Genomic DNA, 16042 nt, shown 5'->3' with positions numbered 1-16042 from the left:
GCGCATCGCAGTGGTCCCCGCCACAGAACTGCGGCGGGGACCACACGCACGTGACGGCTACTTGCCCGTCTCCCGCTCGTAGGCCTTCAGCACCTCTTCGGTGGGGCCGTCCATCAGGAGCTCGCCCTTCTCCAGCCACAGCACCCGGTCGCAGGTGTCCCTGATGGTCTTGTTGTTGTGGCTGACCAGGAAGACGGTGCCCGCCTCCTTGCGCAGCTCGCGGATCCGCTCCTCGGAGCGGACCCGGAACTTGCGGTCACCGGTGGCCAGCGCCTCGTCGATCATGAGGACGTCGTGGTTCTTGGCGGCCGCGATCGAGAAGCGGAGCCGGGCCGCCATGCCGGACGAGTACGTCCGCATCGGCAGCGTGATGAAGTCGCCCTTCTCGTTGATCCCGGAGAAGTCCACGATGTCCTGGTACCGCGCCCGGATCTCCTCGCGGCTCATGCCCATGGCGAGGCCGCCGAGCACGACGTTGCGCTCGCCGGTCAGGTCGCTCATCAGCGCCGCGTTGACTCCGAGCAGCGAGGGCTGACCGTCCGTGTACACCTTGCCGTGCTCGGTCGGCAGCAGGCCGGCGATGGCCCGCAGCAGGGTGGACTTGCCCGAACCGTTGGTACCGATGAGGCCGATGGCCTGGCCTCGGTAGGCGGTGAAGGAGACGCCCCGCACCGCGTGCACCTTGCGCACACCGCGCGGTTCGCCCTTGCCTCGGCGCATGATCCTGCTCAGCGCGGCGGTGGCGCTGCCCTTTCCACCGCCCGTGCCACTGACGCGGTACACGATGTGCACGTCGTCCGCGATCACGGTGGGGATGTGTCCCTGGGACGATTCCTCAGCCACGGCCGTACCGTTCCTCTGCCTTCCAGAAGTACACGAAGCCCACGACGCCCACCACGAGCGCCCAGGCGAGGCCGACGGCCCAGACGTGCTGCGGCAGGTTCTCCGAGCCGTAGCCGTCGATCAGTGCGAAGCGGACCAGGTCCATGTAGATGGCCGCCGGGTTGTACTGCAGCACGTCGGCGATCCACTGCGGCTTGTCCGCCAGCATCACGGGAATGGAGAACATCACACCCGAGGCGTACATCCAGGTGCGCATGACGAACGGCATGAGCTGGGCGAGGTCGGGGGTCTTGCTGCCCAGCCGGGCCATGACGAGCGCCAGGCCGGTGTTGAAGAGGAACTGCATGGCCAGCGCCGGAATGACGAGCAGCCACGAGAGCGACGGGTAGCTGCCGAAACCCACCGCCACGGCCAGCAGCACGATCATGGAGTACAGCAGCTGCTGAAGCTGCTGGAGCGAGAACGAGACGGGCAGCGAGGCCCTGGGGAAGTGCAGGGCGCGGACCAGGCCGATGTTGCCGGAGATGGAGCGCACCCCCGCCATGACCGAGCTCTGGGTGAACGTGAAGACGAACACTCCGGTCACCAGGAACGGGATGAAGACCTCCTGGCTCATCCCCCTGGCGGTGCCCAGGATGATCCCGAAGATCAGGAAGTAGACCAGGGCGTTCAGCAGTGGCGTGGCCACCTGCCACAGCTGGCCGAGCTTGGCCTGGCTGTACTGCGCGGTCAGCTTCGCCCTGGAGAAGGCCAGGATGAAGTGCCGACGGCCCCAGAGTTGCCGGATGTACGCGGACAGCCCGGGCCGGGCGCCGCTCACCGTCAAGCCGTACTTGTCGGCCAGCTGGTGCGCGCTCAGGCCCTCGTCGGCGGACGGCGGGCTGCTCAGGGCAATCCCGCCGTCGCGGGTCGTGTCACTCACAGTTAAGAACTCTCGTCTTCACAATGCGCAGCCGGTCGCGGGCGCGGCCAAGGCGGACAGGGGTTCCCCGTACGGAATGAATACGGCTCATGGTCTCAGAGGAGAGCCTCTCAGATCACCGGCGGCCGGCCCAGTCTGGTCAGCCGCCATACCGTACGCCACCTCATGGGGCGCCGGGGCCCGCAGGGCTTCGTCCAGCCTTCCCGGAACCCTCCGAACCATGCCTTGAGGGCGGGCAGGGAGGGCCGGCGCACCAGGGTGAGGAGCAGCCAGACCCCGACGTAGAGGGGTACCAGCGGTGCGGGCAGGTTCCGGCGCGCGAGCCAGACGCGGTTGCGGGCCACCATGCGGTGGTAGACCGCGTGCCGCGAGGGAGCGGTGGTGGGGTGGTTCAGCACCATGTCGGCGCGGTACTCGATCATCCAGCCGGCGTCCAGGGCCCGCCAGGCGAGGTCGGTCTCCTCGTGCGCGTAGAAGAACTCGCCGGGGAGGGGGCCGGCCTCGGCGATCACCTGGCTCCGCACGGCGTTCGCGCCGCCGAGGAACGTCGTGACGCGGGACGAGCGCATCGGGTCGGAGGCACGCAGTCGCGGAACGTGCCGCCGCTGGGTGACACCGGTGTCCGGGTCCGCGATGCGGAAGGTGACGATACCGAGCTTCGGGTCCGCCTCGAACGCCTTCCGGCAGAGTTCGGCGGTGTCGGTGTTCGGCAGGTGACCGTCGTCGTCGAGGAACAGCAGGGCGTCCACATCGGCCCCGGACGGGCCGAACGCCTCGATGCCGACGTTGCGGCCGCCCGGGATACCCAGATTCTCGGGCAGCTCGACGGTCCGCACGCCCGGGGGGACGTCGGGGACCGGGGCGCCGTTGCCGACGACGACCACCTCGATCCGGTCGCCCTCCTGCTCGGCGACCGAATCCAGAAGGGCGCGCAGTTCGTCGGGGCGGTTGCCCATGGTGATGATGACCGCGCCGAGTTTCATGGGAGAGCTCACTTCAGCCTGCTGGACGCCAGGATCGACACCAGGTGCAGGACGGTCTGGAGAAGGGCGATGCCGGCCATGACCGCGACCGCGAGACGGCTGAAGAAGAGGTCGTCCCTGACCACGTCGAGTACGGCCACCACCAGGATCACGAACGACGCCTCGATGCCGAGGATCAGCCGGTGGAACTTGAGTGCGCCGGCGGCCCGGCGGGCGAGCGCCATGCCGGAGGAGCGGGGCTCGGACGCGGCCTCCTTGACGGGCGGCAGCCCGCCCTGGTGGCGTGCCACGCCGACGAGGTCCGTCTCGGCCTTGATCAGGATGGCGCCCAGCGCGGCGAGCGTGCCCAGGAAGGCCCACAGCCAGTCGACGCGTCCCGGGCCCCACAGGTCGGCGGCGCGCAGGCCGAAGCCGACCAGCACCGCCGCGTCGCACAGGTAGGCGGCCACCCGGTCCAGGTAGACCCCGCCCAGCGAGTACTGCTTCTTCCACCGCGCCACCTCGCCGTCGACGCAGTCGAACAGCAGGTAGAGCTGGACGGCGAGTACGCCGAGCAGGGCGCCGGGGATACCCGGGATCAGCAGTGCCGGGGCCGCGAGCACGCCGGCGACGGTCATCACGTAGGTCAGCTGGTTGGGCGTGACCTTGGTGGTCACCAGGCGGCGGGTGATGCGCAGCGAGATCTCGCGCATGTAGAGCCGACCCGCCCAGTGCTCGCCGCTGCGCCGGTCCTTCACACCCGGCGGGTGCACGACCGGGCGGAGTTCAGCTATGGATGGCTTTTGCATAGTCGGCGTACGCGTCCCTGATCTGGTCGGTGGACAGGTTGAGGTGTTCCAGGATCGTGAAGCGTCCCGGGCGCGTCTGCGGGGCGTAGTCGACGGCCCGCACGAATTCTTCGGTGGTGAAGCCGATCTCGTCGGGCAGCACCGGCAGCCCGTGGCGCCGCAGCACGGACGCCATCTCGACGGACTCCGCGTGCGCGCCCCGCAGGTGCATGGCGAAGCAGGCGCCGAGGCCGACCTGCTCGCCGTGGCTGGCCGCGCGCTTCGGGTACAGCAGGTCGAAGGCGTGGTTGATCTCGTGGCAGGCGCCCGAGGCGGGCCGGGAGTCCCCGGCGATCGACATCGAGATGCCGGTGAGGACGAGTCCCTCGGCGAGCACCTTGAGGAAGGCGTCGTCGCCGACGACTCCGGGGTGGCGCAGCACGGCCTCGCCGGCCTGCCGGGCCATGGCCGCCGCGAGCCCGTCGATGTCCTCGCGGCGGACCTCGTGGGCGAGCTCCCAGTCGGCGACGCAGGAGATGTTGGAGACCGCGTCGCCGATTCCCGAGCGCACGTACCGCGCGGGGGCCTCACGGATCACGTCGAGGTCGATGACCACGGCGATCGGGGTGGGGACCCCGTAGGAGCCCCGTCCGTTGTCGTTGTCCAGGGTCGCGACCGGCGAGCAGAGCCCGTCGTGGGAGAGGTTCGTCGCGACGGCGACCATGGGCGTGCCCACGCGTGCCGCGGCGTACTTGGCCACGTCGATGATCTTGCCCCCGCCGAGGCCGACCACGGCGTCGTAGCGGTTGCCCTTGATCCCGTCGGCGAGCCGCACCGCGGAGTCGATCGTGCCGTCGGCGACCGGGTACCAGTCGGCACCGGGCAGCACCGGAGCGAGCCTCTCGCGCAGGGCACGCCCGGAACCGCCGCTGATCGCGATGGCGAGCTTGCCCGACGCGGAGATCCGCTGGTCGGCAAGGAGACCGGCCAGATCGTCCATCGCGCCGCGCCGGATGTCGACGACGACGGGGGACGGGATGAGGCGGGTCAGTACAGGCACGCGATCTCCCTGCCCCTGGCGAGATCGTCGTGGTTGTCGATCTCGACCCAGGTCACCTCGCCGATGGGCGCGACGTCGACCGTGAAGCCGCGGTTCACGAGCTCCTGGTAGCCGTCCTCGTAGTAGAGGTCGGGGTCGCGCTCGAAGGTGGCCTTCAGGGCGTCGGCGAGCTCCTCGGCGGCCTCGGGCTCGATCAGGGTGACACCGATGTACTCGCCGGTCGCGGTGGCCGGGTCCATCAGCTTCGTGATCCGCCGGACGCCCTTGCCGTCCTCGGTGATCACCTTCATCTCCTCGTCGGCGAGGGTCTTCACCGTGTCGAGGGCGAGGACGATCTTCTGGCCCTTGCCGCGCGCGTCCAGGAGGGTCTTCTCGACCGAGACCGGGTGCACGGTGTCGCCGTTGGCGAGGATGACGCCCTGCTTCAGGACCTCACGGGCGCACCAGAGGGAGTAGGCGTTGTTCCACTCCTCGGCCTTGTCGTTGTCGATGAGCGTCAGCGTCACGCCGTACTTCGCCTCGAACTCGGCCTTGCGGGCGTAGACCGCTTCCTTGCGGTAGCCGACGACGACCGCGACCTCGGTGAGTCCGACCTCCGCGAAGTTGGCCAGTGTCAGGTCCAGGACCGTCTTCTCGCCGTCCACCGGCACCAGCGCCTTGGGCAGCGTGTCCGTGTAGGGACGCAGACGGCGTCCTGCACCGGCAGCCAGTACGAGGCCGATCATGCGAGTTCTCCTTCGTCGTGTACAGCGGGGGCCGATGAGGACACCCAGAAGCGGATGGACTCCACGAGCACCACCAGAGCCACGGCGGCCGCGAGCGCGGTGAGAGCCGTGGTGAATCCTGAACCGTGGGTCAGTACGGCGGCGAGGACGGCCACGACCAGGGTCCGGCCCTCGTGGCCGCCGATGGCGCGCACCAGCCACTGCGGCGGCGCTCCGGTGCCGCCCCGGATGCGGTAGACCGTGTCGTAGTGATGGTAGGCGACGGCCGAAACGAGGCCGAATGCGGCGGGAACGGCGTGCGGTACATCACTGCGGGCGGCCAGCACCAGGATCGTGCAGTACTCGGCGGCACGGAAGACCGGCGGGACGAGCCAGTCGAGGGCGCCCTTGAGCGGCCGCGAGACGGCGGATCCGGAGATGATCGCGTACAACGCCGCGGCCCCCACGGTCAGCCAGCCGCCGTACGGCGCGAACAGCGCCGCGGCGACCATCACCAGGGCTCCCACGAGTGCCAGGAGCGGGGCCGTGAAGCCACCGCCGGGCCGCCGGAGCGAGGCGGCGACGGCCTGGGCGACCGGGCCCGAGTCGGCGAGGTCGGCCAGTGCCTGTGCGGCGCGGTCGGTGCGCTGCGCCTTGCGGGTCAGCGAGCGCAGCAAGCGGCCCGCCGTGGTGTAGCAGGCCGCCAGGGAGCAGCCGATGAGCAGGGCGTAGAAGACGATCCGGGGCGTGGTGACGGCGGTGAGCACGGCGATCATGGCCCATCGTTCACCGATGGGCAGCACTATCATCCGGCGCAGCCAGACCGTCCACCCGACGCTGTCGAGCTTGTCCGAGAGGGCGGCGGTAGGGCTCGTGTTGGACACCGCGTCGTGGTTCGCCTCGTTGAACGAGAAGTCGACGACATGGCGGCAGGCCTGGAGCACCATGGCGCCGAGCGCGAGGACCCATACGTCGTCGCCGCCACGGGCGGCGCCGAGGGCGAGGCCCGCGTAGTAGGCGTACTCCTTGGCCCGGTCGAAGGTGGCGTCCAGCCAGGCGCCCATCGTCGAGTACTGCAGCGAGTACCGGGCGAGCTGCCCGTCGGTGCAGTCCAGGACGAAGGAGAGCAGCAGGAGCACTCCGGCCGCGACGTAGCCGCCGCGGGTGCCGGTCGCCGCGCTGCCGGCCGCGATCAGCGCGGTGATCAGCGAGGCGGTGGTGACCTGGTTCGGGGTGAGGCCCCGGCGGGCGCACCAGCGGGCGATGTAGCGGGAGTAAGGGCTGATGAAGTACGTGGTGAAGAAGCCGTCGTGCGCCTTCACCGCGCTGCGCAGGCGTACGGCCTCGTCGTCGACGGCTGCCACCGCGGCCCGTGCGGCGTTCCGCTCCTCGGGGGCCGTGGGCACAGCGGCCGTGAGGGACCCGAGCTCGGGGCGCTTCACCGCGATGCCCTCCGCGTCCAGGGCCGAGGCCAGGCGGCCGGGGACCGTGCGGTCCTCGGTGACGGGTTCGGCATCGGCATGCGCGACGGGGCTCCCGGCACCGACGGCGGCCACGGCCCGTCGCAGGGCACGGAGCAGCGCGGGACGGGCCTCGGGCTGCGCGGTGAGCGCCCCCGGGATCGACGCGGCGGCGAAGCGGGGGTCGGTGAGTCCGAGCCTGAGGGCGTGGACGTGGCCGACGAAGCGGGGGTCCACGAGCGCGACGCGCCTGCTGAGCGGGACTGCGGCGAGCAGTGCGGCGGCCTCGGTGGCGTCTGCTGCGGCAGTCACGTCGAAGCCGAGCGACCGCAGATCGTCCTCGAGCGACGATCCGGGTACCGGCGCACCGGTGAGGATTGCGGTCGACAGACGAACTCACTCCTTGGTGCTGACGGGAACGGCGCGCGACATAGCGGCCCGGAGGTGGGCCGGCGGCACGTCGGCTGAGGCTATCGGATGAACGGAAGACCGAGTTCATCGCCCGTTTGTGCTCCGTTCGGGCGAATCGGCCATCATGCGGCGCCGTTCGCGATCATCATCGTCGATCAACGCCTCGACCCACAAACCGCGTCCGGACAGCGGGCTGGACCTGCCGGGAGCTGAGGGCGGCTTCGCGGGGGCTCCTCCCTCCGCCTCCCGTCTCCCGGCCGGTCTAAGCTGACCCGCATGACGTGGTTGATCACAGGCGGGGCCGGTTACATCGGGGCACATGTGGCGAAGGCCATGACGGGAGCCGGCGAACGTGTCGTCGTCCTCGACGACATCTCGACCGGCGTCGAGGAGCGGCTGCCCGGTGAGATCACGCTGGTGCGGGGATCGGCCTCGGACCGTGAGGTGCTCGACCGGGTCCTGACGGAGCACGCGGTCACGGGTGTGGTGCACCTCGCGGCGAAGAAGCAGGTCGGCGAGTCCGTCGAGAAGCCGCTGCTCTACTACCGCGAGAACGTCACCGGGCTCTCCGTGCTGCTGGAGGCCGTGGTCGCGGCCGGTGTGCGGCGCTTCCTCTTCTCCTCCTCGGCGGCGGTCTACGGCGTCCCGGATGTGGAGCTCATCACGGAGGGCACGCCGTGCGCGCCCATCAACCCGTACGGCGAGACCAAACTCGCCGGAGAGTGGCTGGTCCGGGCGACGGGCCGGGCGCACGGCATCTCGACGGCCTGCCTGCGGTACTTCAACGTGGCCGGGGCCGCCGCGCCCGAGCTGGCCGACACGGGTGTCTTCAACGTCGTACCGATGTTCTTCGACCGGCTGACACGGGGAGAGGCGCCACGGATCTTCGGTGACGACTACCCGACGCCGGACGGCACCTGCGTGCGCGACTACATCCACGTAGCCGATCTGGCGGAGGCGCACCTCGCCGTCGCCAGGCATCTGGACAAGCACTCGGACGGCGGGGACCTCACCGTGAACATCGGCCGGGGCGAGGGCGTATCGGTGCGCCGGCTCGCCGAGCTGGTGGGCGAGGTCACCGGGCTGCGCACCGAACCGGTGGTCGAGCCGCGCAGGCCCGGGGACGCGGCCCAGGCGGTCGCGTCGGCCGCCCTGATGGCCGGGGAGCTGGGCTGGACGGCACGCCGCGGAATGCGCGAGATGGTGGAGTCCGCCTGGGAGGGCTGGTGCCTGAGCCACCCGGAGGCCCGCGCCGCACAGTGAGTCACAGCACCCGGGCGACGCCCTGACCTGCAATCGTTTCCGCAGGTCAGAGCACATGACAACGGTGTTCAGTGCCGTGTTGCCCCCTACCCCTCCCCCGTAGTTCACTGGCCGCATCGGGCGAGGTGCGTCCGAGCTGTCCGCAGGACACGAGGGGCTTACGGAGGCGTTCTCATGGGGGCTGGCCATGATCACGGGCACACGCACGGAGGGCCTCCCCCGACCGGGACGGCAGCCGCCGCGTACCGCGGCCGGCTCCGGGTCGCCCTGGGCATCACGCTCGGCGTCATGGTCATGGAGATCGTCGGCGGGCTCCTCGCCGACTCCCTCGCCCTGATCGCGGACGCGGCCCACATGGCGACCGACGCGCTGGGGCTGGGCATGGCCCTGCTGGCCATCCACTTCGCCAACAGGCCCGCGGGGCCCAACCGCACCTTCGGCTACGCCCGTGCCGAGATCCTCGCCGCGCTGGCCAACTGCCTGCTGCTCCTCGGCGTCGGCGGCTACCTGGTCTTCGAGGCCGTCGACCGCTTCATCACCCCGGCGGAGACCAAGGGAGGCCTGGCCATCGCGTTCGCCGCCGTCGGCCTGGTCGCCAACGTCGTCTCCTTGTCCCTGCTGATGCGCGGGCAGCAGGACAGCCTCAATGTGCGTGGCGCCTACCTCGAGGTGGTCGCGGACACGCTCGGCTCGGTGACGGTCCTCGTCTCGGCGGGCATCATCATGGCCACGGGTTGGCAGGCCGCCGACCCCATCGCCTCGCTGCTGATCGGCCTGATGATCGTCCCCCGTACGGTGAAACTCCTGCGGGAGACGCTCGACGTGCTGCTGGAATCGGCACCGAAGGGGGTCGACATGGAGGAGGTACGCGCCCACATCACGGCGCTGCCCGGCGTGCTGGACGTCCATGACCTGCACGCCTGGACGATCACCTCGGGCATGCCCGTCCTCTCCGCCCACGTCGTCGTGCACCAGGAGATGCTGGACTCGATCGGGCACGAGAAGCTCCTGCACGACCTTCAGGGCTGCCTCGGCCATCACTTCGACGTGGAACACTGCACCTTCCAGCTGGAGCCCAGTGGGCACGCGGAGCACGAGGCACGGCTGTGCCACTGAGCTGGTCGACGCCCTGCGCACCGACCCCGGAGCATGGCTGCCCGGTCTTTCGTACGTGCTTTCGTACGTGCTTTCGTACGTGGCCGAGGCCCCGGACGGTTCCGTCGCCGCCCATGCCCTGCTGACCCCGTGCCGGGTCGGGGACGCCCCGGCGCTCGCGCCGGCCCCGGTGGCGACCGCGCCGGATCACCGGCGAGGGGGCGCCGGGCGGGCGGTCGTACGGGCGTTGCCGGACGCCGCACGGCTGCGCGGGGAGTCACTCGTCCTGGTGCTCGGACATCCGGAGTACTACCCGGCCTTCGGCTTCGTGCCGGCGTCGCGGTTCGGGATCGGACCGGGCTTCGAGGTTCCCGCCGAGGTGATGACGGCGCTGGTCCTGGACGACTCCGTGCCCGTGCCGATGGGCGTGATCCGCTACCCGGCGGCCTTCGGCGTCTGACGCGGTGTCCGTCCCGCCGCGGCCGCAGCGCGGGGCGGGACGGACATGCCAGCCCCCGAAGTGCGGACAAGCGGCTTTTGTACGGCAGACTTGACCGCACTCGAGGGGTCCGGCGCACGAGGCCGGGAACCAAAGCGAAGGATGGGTATGCCGACCACACCAGCCACCGCGGCGCACAGCTCGTCGAACGGCACAGCAGACGCGATCATGCTCGAACTGGTCGACGAGAACGGCACCACCATCGGCACGGCGGAGAAGCTCGCCGCTCACCAGGCCCCCGGCCAGCTGCACCGGGCGTTCTCCGTCTTCCTCTTCGACGAGCAGGGGCGGCTGCTGCTCCAGCGTCGTGCGCTCGGCAAGTACCACTCCCCCGGCGTGTGGTCGAACACCTGCTGCGGCCACCCGTACCCGGGAGAGGCTCCGTTCGCGGCGGCCGCCCGGCGTACGTACGAGGAGCTGGGGGTCTCGCCCTCGCTGCTCGCCGCGGCGGGCACGGTCCGCTACAACCACCCCGATCCGATGTCGGGCCTGGTGGAGCAGGAGTTCAACCACCTGTTCGTCGGAATGGTGCAGGAAGGCCTGCGGCCGGACGAGGAGGAGGTCGGCGAGACGGCTTTCGTGACCGCCGGTGAGCTCGCGGAGCGTCATGCCGCCGCGCCGTTCTCGGCGTGGTTCATGACCGTGCTGGACGCCGCACGGCCCGCGATCAGGGAGCTGACGGGGCCGTCCGCGGGCTGGTGAGGCCCGCCCGCCGCGCAGGGGCGGTCAGAGCTGCGTCTTCAGGGGCAGCGCCGCCCAGATGATCTTCCCGCCGTCCGCGGTGTGCTCCACGTCGCAGGTGCCGCCGGCCTCGGCGGTGATCTCACGGACCAGGAGCAGGCCGCGGCCGCCGGTCTGTGCGTAGTCGGTGATCAGCGCCGTCGGGCGGTAGGGGTGGTTGTCCTCGACGGAGACCCTGATCCATTCCGCCCCGATGGCCACCTCGACCGCCAGCTCGGGCGAGAGCAGCGCCGCGTGCCGGACGGCGTTGGTGACCAGCTCGGAGACGATCAGCAGGAGCCCCTGGAGGATGTCGTCCTCGACGGGCACGCCCTGCCGGTCGATCAGATCCCGGACCGCGTGCCGGGCCTGCGGCACCGAGACGTCGACGGCGGGCGCGGTGAAGCGCCACACGCCCTCGTACGGCACGGGATGGGCCGGAACACTCCCACGGCTCTCCATGGACCGCCACCCGCTCTCGACTCGCACTCACCGACCATCGGGTAACGAGTGTCGGGAAGGGCGTGGTCCGGGTCGCAGCACTGATCGCAAGTGGTCGTTTACAGGCCTGATTTGACCGAGTGCGTATGGCGCCGTCCGGTGATTGGACTACTTCTCGCCCTCTTCGGGCTTCATCTGGTCCGTCACCATGCTGACGACCCGTCTCCCGCCCACTCCGATCGCGATCAGCCCGAGCCCGTCGAACAGAAGGGCGAGGGAGAAGAAGCAGCCGAGCACATAGAGAGTGCTGTGCGGCCAGTCGACGAGCACCAGCACGCCCAGGAGCAGCCCGAAGGCGCCCTGGAGCAGCGTCCAGCCGAACTGGGGCCCCCGCACGACGACACTGCCGACCAGCCGGAAGACTCCCCCGGTGAGGAAGAGCAGCGCCGCGAACATCGTCAGTGCCTCGGCGGTGCCGACCGGGTTCTTGATGACGACGACCCCGGCGGCGATGTTGAGGGCTGCGACCACCACACCGAGCCAGAAGTACGAGGTGCCGCGCGCCTGGACGGCGTGCACGAGCCCGACGAGCCCGCCGACGAGCAGCAGCCAGCCGAAGAGGATCATCGAGGTGAGTGTGGCGACGCCGGTGTAGACGAGGCCGACGAGCCCCGCGACGACCAGCAGGACGCCGAGCAGGGCGAGCCCTCCGAAACTCCGGCTGAGCTTCCTGCCCTCGGTCGTGGGTCCGGCCATCGACAGCTCCTCACGGTGCGTGCCCTGCTTCGCGGCCCCTTCTTGATCATAGGTTCGGGCCGTACGGATAGCATCCGGCGCATGGACCTCAGGGAGCAGGCGGCGGCACGGACGGAGCCGCGGCTGGAACACACGGTCGCGGACGGCGTCGCCACCGTCGTCATCAGCAACCCGGCCAAGCGCAACGCCATGACGGCGGACATGTGGCAGGCGCTGCCCGTGCTGCTGGAGGGGCTGGCCGCCGACCCCGGCGTACGGGTGGTCGTCCTCACCGGCGCCGGTGACACCTTCTGCGCCGGTGCGGACATCTCCTCCCTCCGGGACCCCGGCGGGCGTCCGCAGGCCCTCGCCGTCCGGGCGGAGGAGGCCCTGGCGGCGTTTCCCCGGCCGACGCTGGCCGCCGTGCGCGGATACTGCGTGGGCGGCGGCAGCCAGCTCGCGGCGGCGTGCGACCTGCGGTTCGCCGAGGAGGGCGCATCGTTCGGTGTCACCCCGGCCAAGCTCGGGATCGTCTACCCCTCGTCGTCGACGCGTCGCCTGGTCACGCTGGTCGGCCCGGCCGCCGCGAAGTTCCTGCTGTTCTCCGGGGAGCTGATCGGGACGGAACGGGCTCTGCGCACGGGGCTGGTGGACGAGGTGCTGCCGGAGGGCGGTCTCGAGGACCGGGTGCGTGCGTTCTCCCGGGTCCTGGCGTCGCGTTCCCAGCTGACCCAGGCCGCGGCGAAGGAGTTCGCCGACGGCCGCGAGGACCGGGACGGGTACTGGTCGCGGCAGGCGAGCGGCAGCGGCGACACCGCCGAGGGGGTCGCCGCCTTCCTGGAGCGCCGCGCTCCCCGCTTCACCTGGACGACGGAAGGCGCCGGGCCCACGCCTACGTCAGGATGAACCGGGTCTTCGCCCGCCACTCCTCGACCACGGCCGCCGGGGCCTTGCCCGGCGCTCCGCAGTCGTAGGGCGGCTGGGGGTCGTACTCCGTCAGCAGCTGGACGGTCTGCGCGTGTCCGTCGCCCGCGATCCTGCCGAGCAGGGTGAGGGCCATGTCGATGCCTGCGGAGACACCGGCGGCGGTGACGTACTTTCCGTCGAGGACCACCCGCTCGCCCGTCGGCTCGGCCCCGAAGGTCTTCAGGACGTCGAGGGCCAGCCAGTGCGAGGTGGCACGCCGACCGGTGAGAAGTCCGGCGGCGGCGAGCAGCAGGGAGCCGGTGCACACCGAGGTCGTCCAGGTGCTGGTGACATCCGTCGTCCGCAGCCAGCCGAGCAGCGACTCGTTCTCCATCTGCTCGCTCTGTCCAGGGCCTCCCGGCACGATCACCACGTCAGGGGCCGGCACCTCGGCGAGCGTACGGTCTGCGACGAGGGAGAGGCTGCCGCTGTCGTTGCGCACGGCCCCGCGCCGCTCGGCGACGAAGACGGTCTCGGCTCCGGGAGCCCGGCTGAGCATCTCGTACGGGCCCACGGCGTCGAGCGCGGTGAAGCGGTCGAAGAGCACGATGGCGATCTGCATGAGGTTCCTTCCGTTGCTGCTGTCGTGGTGCTGCAGGACGTGTCGCGCGTCAGGCAGGCTGGGCGCGGAAGCGGCGCCGGTATTCGGCGGGCGCCGTCCCGAGTGCCTTGACGAAGGCGCGGCGCATGGCTTCCGGCGTGCCGTAGCCGCTGGCGCGGGAGATGCCCGCAATGCCGTCGGCCGTGTCCTCCAGGAGCCGGCGGGCCTGTTCGAGGCGTACGCGCTCGACGTACCGTCCGGGGGTCAGACCGGTCTCGGCCTGGAAGGCACGGGCGAAGTGACGGGGCGAGAGCCTCGCGCGGACCGCGAGCGCCTCCACCGAGAGGTCGGCGTCCGGATGCTCGGTGATCCAGTGCTGGACGTCGCGGAGGGGCTCGCGGGCGGCGGTCTGCGCGGTGAGCTGGGCGCTGAACTGGGCCTGGTTGCCCGGGCGCCGCAGGAAGACGACGAGGTGGCGGGCCACGGTGAGCGCCACGTCCCGGCCGTGGTCCTCCTCGACCAGGGCGAGCGCGAGGTCGATGCCGGCCGTGACACCGGCCGATGTCGCCAGCCGTCCGTCCCTCACGAAGATCGGGTCCGGGTCCACCCGCACCGCCGGATACGTCCGGGCGAGCGTCTCGCAGACCGACCAGTGGGTCGTCACCCGGTGACCGTCGAGCTGACCCGCTTCGGCGAGCAGGAGGGCGCCGGTGCACACCGACACCAGCTGCCGCGCGCGTGGTCCGTGGGTGCGGAGCCAGTCGACCAGCTCCGGATCGGGCGTCCTCGTGCCCGTGCCTCCCGGTACGAGGAGCAGGTCCGGCGCCGGGGCGTCCGCCAGCGTGCCGTCGGGGACGAGCGTGAGACCGCTGGAGCAGCGGACCGGCTCTCCGTCGAGCGAGGCGGTGCGCAGGTCGTAGGAGATGCCGGGGAAGCGGGAGGCACCCGCGAAGACCTCCATCGGGCCGCTCACATCGAGGCTCTGCACGCCCTCGAAGAGGACGACGAGCACGGATCGCTGCTTCATGTCCGCAATCGTGTCCGGACGGCCCGATGGCCGCAATGACGAACTTCCCACCTTTCCTGCCACGCGGACCCGGGGTCATTCGGTCGGATCAGGCCGGACCGGGGAGCCGGGTCCGGTGGTGGGGGCACCTCCCACGCCGTTCAGGCTGTTGGGGAGCATCGCGGGCGGAGGATCGGGGCAACGCGTCGGGGCCTGCCGTGCTCCGGCGGAGCCGAGAGCTCGGGGCAGTCGTGGACGGACGGCGACGCGCGAGGTGCGGTTCCAGGGCACGCGGGTCGGGGTGATCCGGACCGACGGCCCTGGACGTGCATGAGTCCGGCACCCGGGTATCCCCACGTACCAACCAGTCGGTAACGTGCTGGCATGAGTACTCTTCCGCCGCGTGCAGGACGCCGCTGCCACAACGCGCTCAACCCGCTGCACTCCTGCGTCTACTTCTCCCCCGACCTCGGCAAGGAGTTCGGGGGCCTCGGAGTCGATGACGAGAGCCGGGTCTACTTCGCCGCGCGCGGCGCGGCCCTGGGTGCCGTCGGGGCGGGCACCGTCACCGCGACCTTCTACAACTTCAACCACGAGCTGGTGGCCCGCCATCTGCCCTCCGTCTGGTCGGACATCACCCCGCAGGCGGCGCTCGACGCACGGCTGAGGGCTGCCGACTCGACGCTGCGCCGGGTGCTCGGCGAGGAGGCCCTCGGCTCTCCCGAGATGGCGGAGGCGGCGGGCCTGGCACTGCGGGCCGCCGAGGCCTGCACCCGCCACGCGCGTCCGCTGTACGCCGCGCACGCGGACCTGGACGTGCCGGACCAGCCGCACCTGGCGTACTGGCACGCGGCGACGCTGCTGCGCGAGCACCGCGGCGACGGACACCTGGCCGCTCTGCTCTCGGCCGGTCTCGACCCCCTCGAAGCCCTGGTCAGCCACACCGCCACCGGCAAGGGCATGGCACCGCGCTGGATCCTCGCCACCCGCGGCTGGCGTCGCACGGACTGGGACGCGGCGGCGGAGCGGCTGCGTGACCGGGGCGTGCTGGACGCGGAGGGCGAGCTGACCGACGCTGGCACGGCTCTAAGGGCGGAGCTGGAGGAGGCGACCGACCGCATGGACGCCGCACCGTACGAGCACCTGGGCGCCGAGGCCGTGGACCGGCTCACCGAGCTGGGCCGCGGATTCCTCTTCGCCGCGGCCTCCGCCGGGGCGTTCCCCGACGATCTCGTCGGCAAGGGCTGAGCCCTCCGGCACGTTTACGACGGACGGGACGGGCCAGGCGGTAGGCACACCCTACGAAGGAGGCACACCGTGTTCCGTGCGATCGCAAACGCTCTGAGTACCGTCGGATCGGCCGTGGCCACCGTGGTGACTCTGCCCTTCAGGCTCCTGGCGGGCCTTTTCGGCGGCGCGTCGCGCAGCGGCAGGACCCGGCGCGCGTAGTCCTTCCGTCCGGATCCGGCATGATCCGGACGAAAGGACCGCGAACCGTTCGAGAGGACGCCGGGGCCGTGATCGGCACCGTGATCGACCAGGTCACGCGACACGGCCCCCGGCCACCCGGCACAATGCAGGCGAAGGGGCCCACCCGGGTGTGGACCACCCCAGTGGCACAGCCAG

The 16042-nt window shown here is 71.0% G+C and carries 18 protein-coding genes; 7 read left to right on the top strand and 11 right to left on the bottom strand.

All coding sequences use genetic code 11. The features are described 5' to 3' along the window. Positions 1-57: 57 nt before the first annotated feature. The 7 genes from HED23_RS14305 to HED23_RS14275 all read right to left on the bottom strand — a co-directional run bounded on the left by HED23_RS14305 (position 58) and on the right by HED23_RS14275 (position 7051). Positions 58-843 (bottom strand): ABC transporter ATP-binding protein, encoded by a 786-nt coding sequence (locus tag HED23_RS14305; RefSeq protein ID WP_033302700.1) that lies wholly within the window; start codon positions 841-843, stop codon positions 58-60. After that, complete coding sequence (locus HED23_RS14300) at positions 836-1765, bottom strand: ABC transporter permease (protein WP_203183807.1); 930 nt, start codon at positions 1763-1765, stop codon at positions 836-838. Before HED23_RS14300 ends, HED23_RS14305 begins: the two co-directional genes overlap by 8 nt. A gap of 110 nt (positions 1766-1875) precedes the next feature. Then, the gene (locus HED23_RS14295; RefSeq protein ID WP_203183806.1) at positions 1876-2748 is read right to left on the bottom strand and encodes a glycosyltransferase family 2 protein; all 873 of its coding nucleotides are present in this window, start codon (positions 2746-2748) and stop codon (positions 1876-1878) included. 8 nt (positions 2749-2756) lie between these two features. Next, a complete protein-coding gene (locus HED23_RS14290; protein ID WP_203183805.1) occupies positions 2757-3536 on the bottom strand; it encodes a CDP-alcohol phosphatidyltransferase family protein in 780 nt (259 codons plus the stop codon). Continuing rightward, the gene (locus HED23_RS14285; protein WP_203183804.1) at positions 3514-4575 is read right to left on the bottom strand and encodes an iron-containing alcohol dehydrogenase family protein; all 1062 of its coding nucleotides are present in this window, start codon (positions 4573-4575) and stop codon (positions 3514-3516) included. The genes HED23_RS14290 and HED23_RS14285 overlap by 23 nt, the downstream gene beginning before the upstream one ends. Next, entirely contained in the window at positions 4563-5300 is a 738-nt protein-coding gene (locus HED23_RS14280; protein ID WP_203183803.1) for a sugar phosphate nucleotidyltransferase, read from the bottom strand. The genes HED23_RS14285 and HED23_RS14280 overlap by 13 nt, the downstream gene beginning before the upstream one ends. After that, the gene (locus HED23_RS14275; protein ID WP_203183802.1) at positions 5297-7051 is read right to left on the bottom strand and encodes a DUF5941 domain-containing protein; all 1755 of its coding nucleotides are present in this window, start codon (positions 7049-7051) and stop codon (positions 5297-5299) included. Before HED23_RS14275 ends, HED23_RS14280 begins: the two co-directional genes overlap by 4 nt. A gap of 375 nt (positions 7052-7426) precedes the next feature. On the opposite strand from HED23_RS14275, the gene galE reads away from it, so the two are divergent. From galE to idi, 4 genes are all read left to right on the top strand, one after another. Next, positions 7427-8413 carry a UDP-glucose 4-epimerase GalE gene (gene galE, locus HED23_RS14270; RefSeq protein ID WP_203183801.1) on the top strand — a complete coding sequence of 329 codons (987 nt, stop codon included), beginning with the start codon at positions 7427-7429 and terminating at the stop codon, positions 8411-8413. A gap of 174 nt (positions 8414-8587) precedes the next feature. After that, positions 8588-9529, top strand: coding sequence for a cation diffusion facilitator family transporter (locus HED23_RS14265; RefSeq protein ID WP_203183800.1), 942 nt, complete (start codon positions 8588-8590; stop codon positions 9527-9529). Continuing rightward, on the top strand, positions 9492-9968 hold the full coding sequence (locus HED23_RS14260; protein WP_203183799.1) for a GNAT family N-acetyltransferase: 477 nt from the start codon (positions 9492-9494) through the stop codon (positions 9966-9968). Before HED23_RS14265 ends, HED23_RS14260 begins: the two co-directional genes overlap by 38 nt. A gap of 147 nt (positions 9969-10115) precedes the next feature. Then, entirely contained in the window at positions 10116-10709 is a 594-nt protein-coding gene (gene idi / locus HED23_RS14255) for an isopentenyl-diphosphate Delta-isomerase (RefSeq protein WP_203183798.1), read from the top strand. A gap of 24 nt (positions 10710-10733) precedes the next feature. Here the strand turns inward: idi and HED23_RS14250 are convergent, their stop codons facing one another. Beyond that, positions 10734-11189, bottom strand: a complete 456-nt coding sequence (locus tag HED23_RS14250; protein ID WP_203183797.1) for an ATP-binding protein — start codon at positions 11187-11189, stop codon at positions 10734-10736. 147 nt (positions 11190-11336) lie between these two features. Then, the gene (locus HED23_RS14245) at positions 11337-11924 is read right to left on the bottom strand and encodes an HdeD family acid-resistance protein (RefSeq protein ID WP_203183796.1); all 588 of its coding nucleotides are present in this window, start codon (positions 11922-11924) and stop codon (positions 11337-11339) included. An 81-nt stretch (positions 11925-12005) separates the two neighbouring features. Between HED23_RS14245 and HED23_RS14240 the strand changes: the two genes are divergently transcribed. After that, positions 12006-12809: an enoyl-CoA hydratase/isomerase family protein gene (locus HED23_RS14240; protein WP_203183795.1), complete on the top strand. Its 804-nt coding sequence runs from the start codon at positions 12006-12008 to the stop codon at positions 12807-12809. Here the strand turns inward: HED23_RS14240 and HED23_RS14235 are convergent. Together HED23_RS14235 and HED23_RS14230 are read right to left on the bottom strand one after the other, a co-directional pair. Continuing rightward, positions 12796-13431: a DJ-1/PfpI family protein gene (locus HED23_RS14235; protein ID WP_203183794.1), complete on the bottom strand. Its 636-nt coding sequence runs from the start codon at positions 13429-13431 to the stop codon at positions 12796-12798. The two genes, HED23_RS14240 and HED23_RS14235, sit on opposite strands and share 14 nt — an antisense overlap. A gap of 49 nt (positions 13432-13480) precedes the next feature. Then, the gene (locus HED23_RS14230; RefSeq protein ID WP_203183793.1) at positions 13481-14437 is read right to left on the bottom strand and encodes a GlxA family transcriptional regulator; all 957 of its coding nucleotides are present in this window, start codon (positions 14435-14437) and stop codon (positions 13481-13483) included. Positions 14438-14800: 363 nt separating this feature from the next. Between HED23_RS14230 and HED23_RS14225 the strand changes: the two genes are divergently transcribed. Together HED23_RS14225 and HED23_RS35670 are read left to right on the top strand one after the other, a co-directional pair. Then, positions 14801-15664 carry an SCO6745 family protein gene (locus HED23_RS14225; RefSeq protein ID WP_203183792.1) on the top strand — a complete coding sequence of 288 codons (864 nt, stop codon included), beginning with the start codon at positions 14801-14803 and terminating at the stop codon, positions 15662-15664. Between the two features lie 69 nt (positions 15665-15733). Next, positions 15734-15865 (top strand): LPFR motif small protein, encoded by a 132-nt coding sequence (locus HED23_RS35670; protein WP_274383015.1) that lies wholly within the window; start codon positions 15734-15736, stop codon positions 15863-15865. Positions 15866-16042 lie beyond the last annotated feature (177 nt).

The sequence above is a fragment of the Streptomyces pratensis genome, assembly GCF_016804005.1.
GTDB lineage: Bacteria > Actinomycetota > Actinomycetes > Streptomycetales > Streptomycetaceae > Streptomyces > Streptomyces pratensis_A.
The sequence above is the reverse complement of the archived record's forward strand: the minus strand, read 5'-3'. Positions and strand labels throughout refer to the sequence as shown.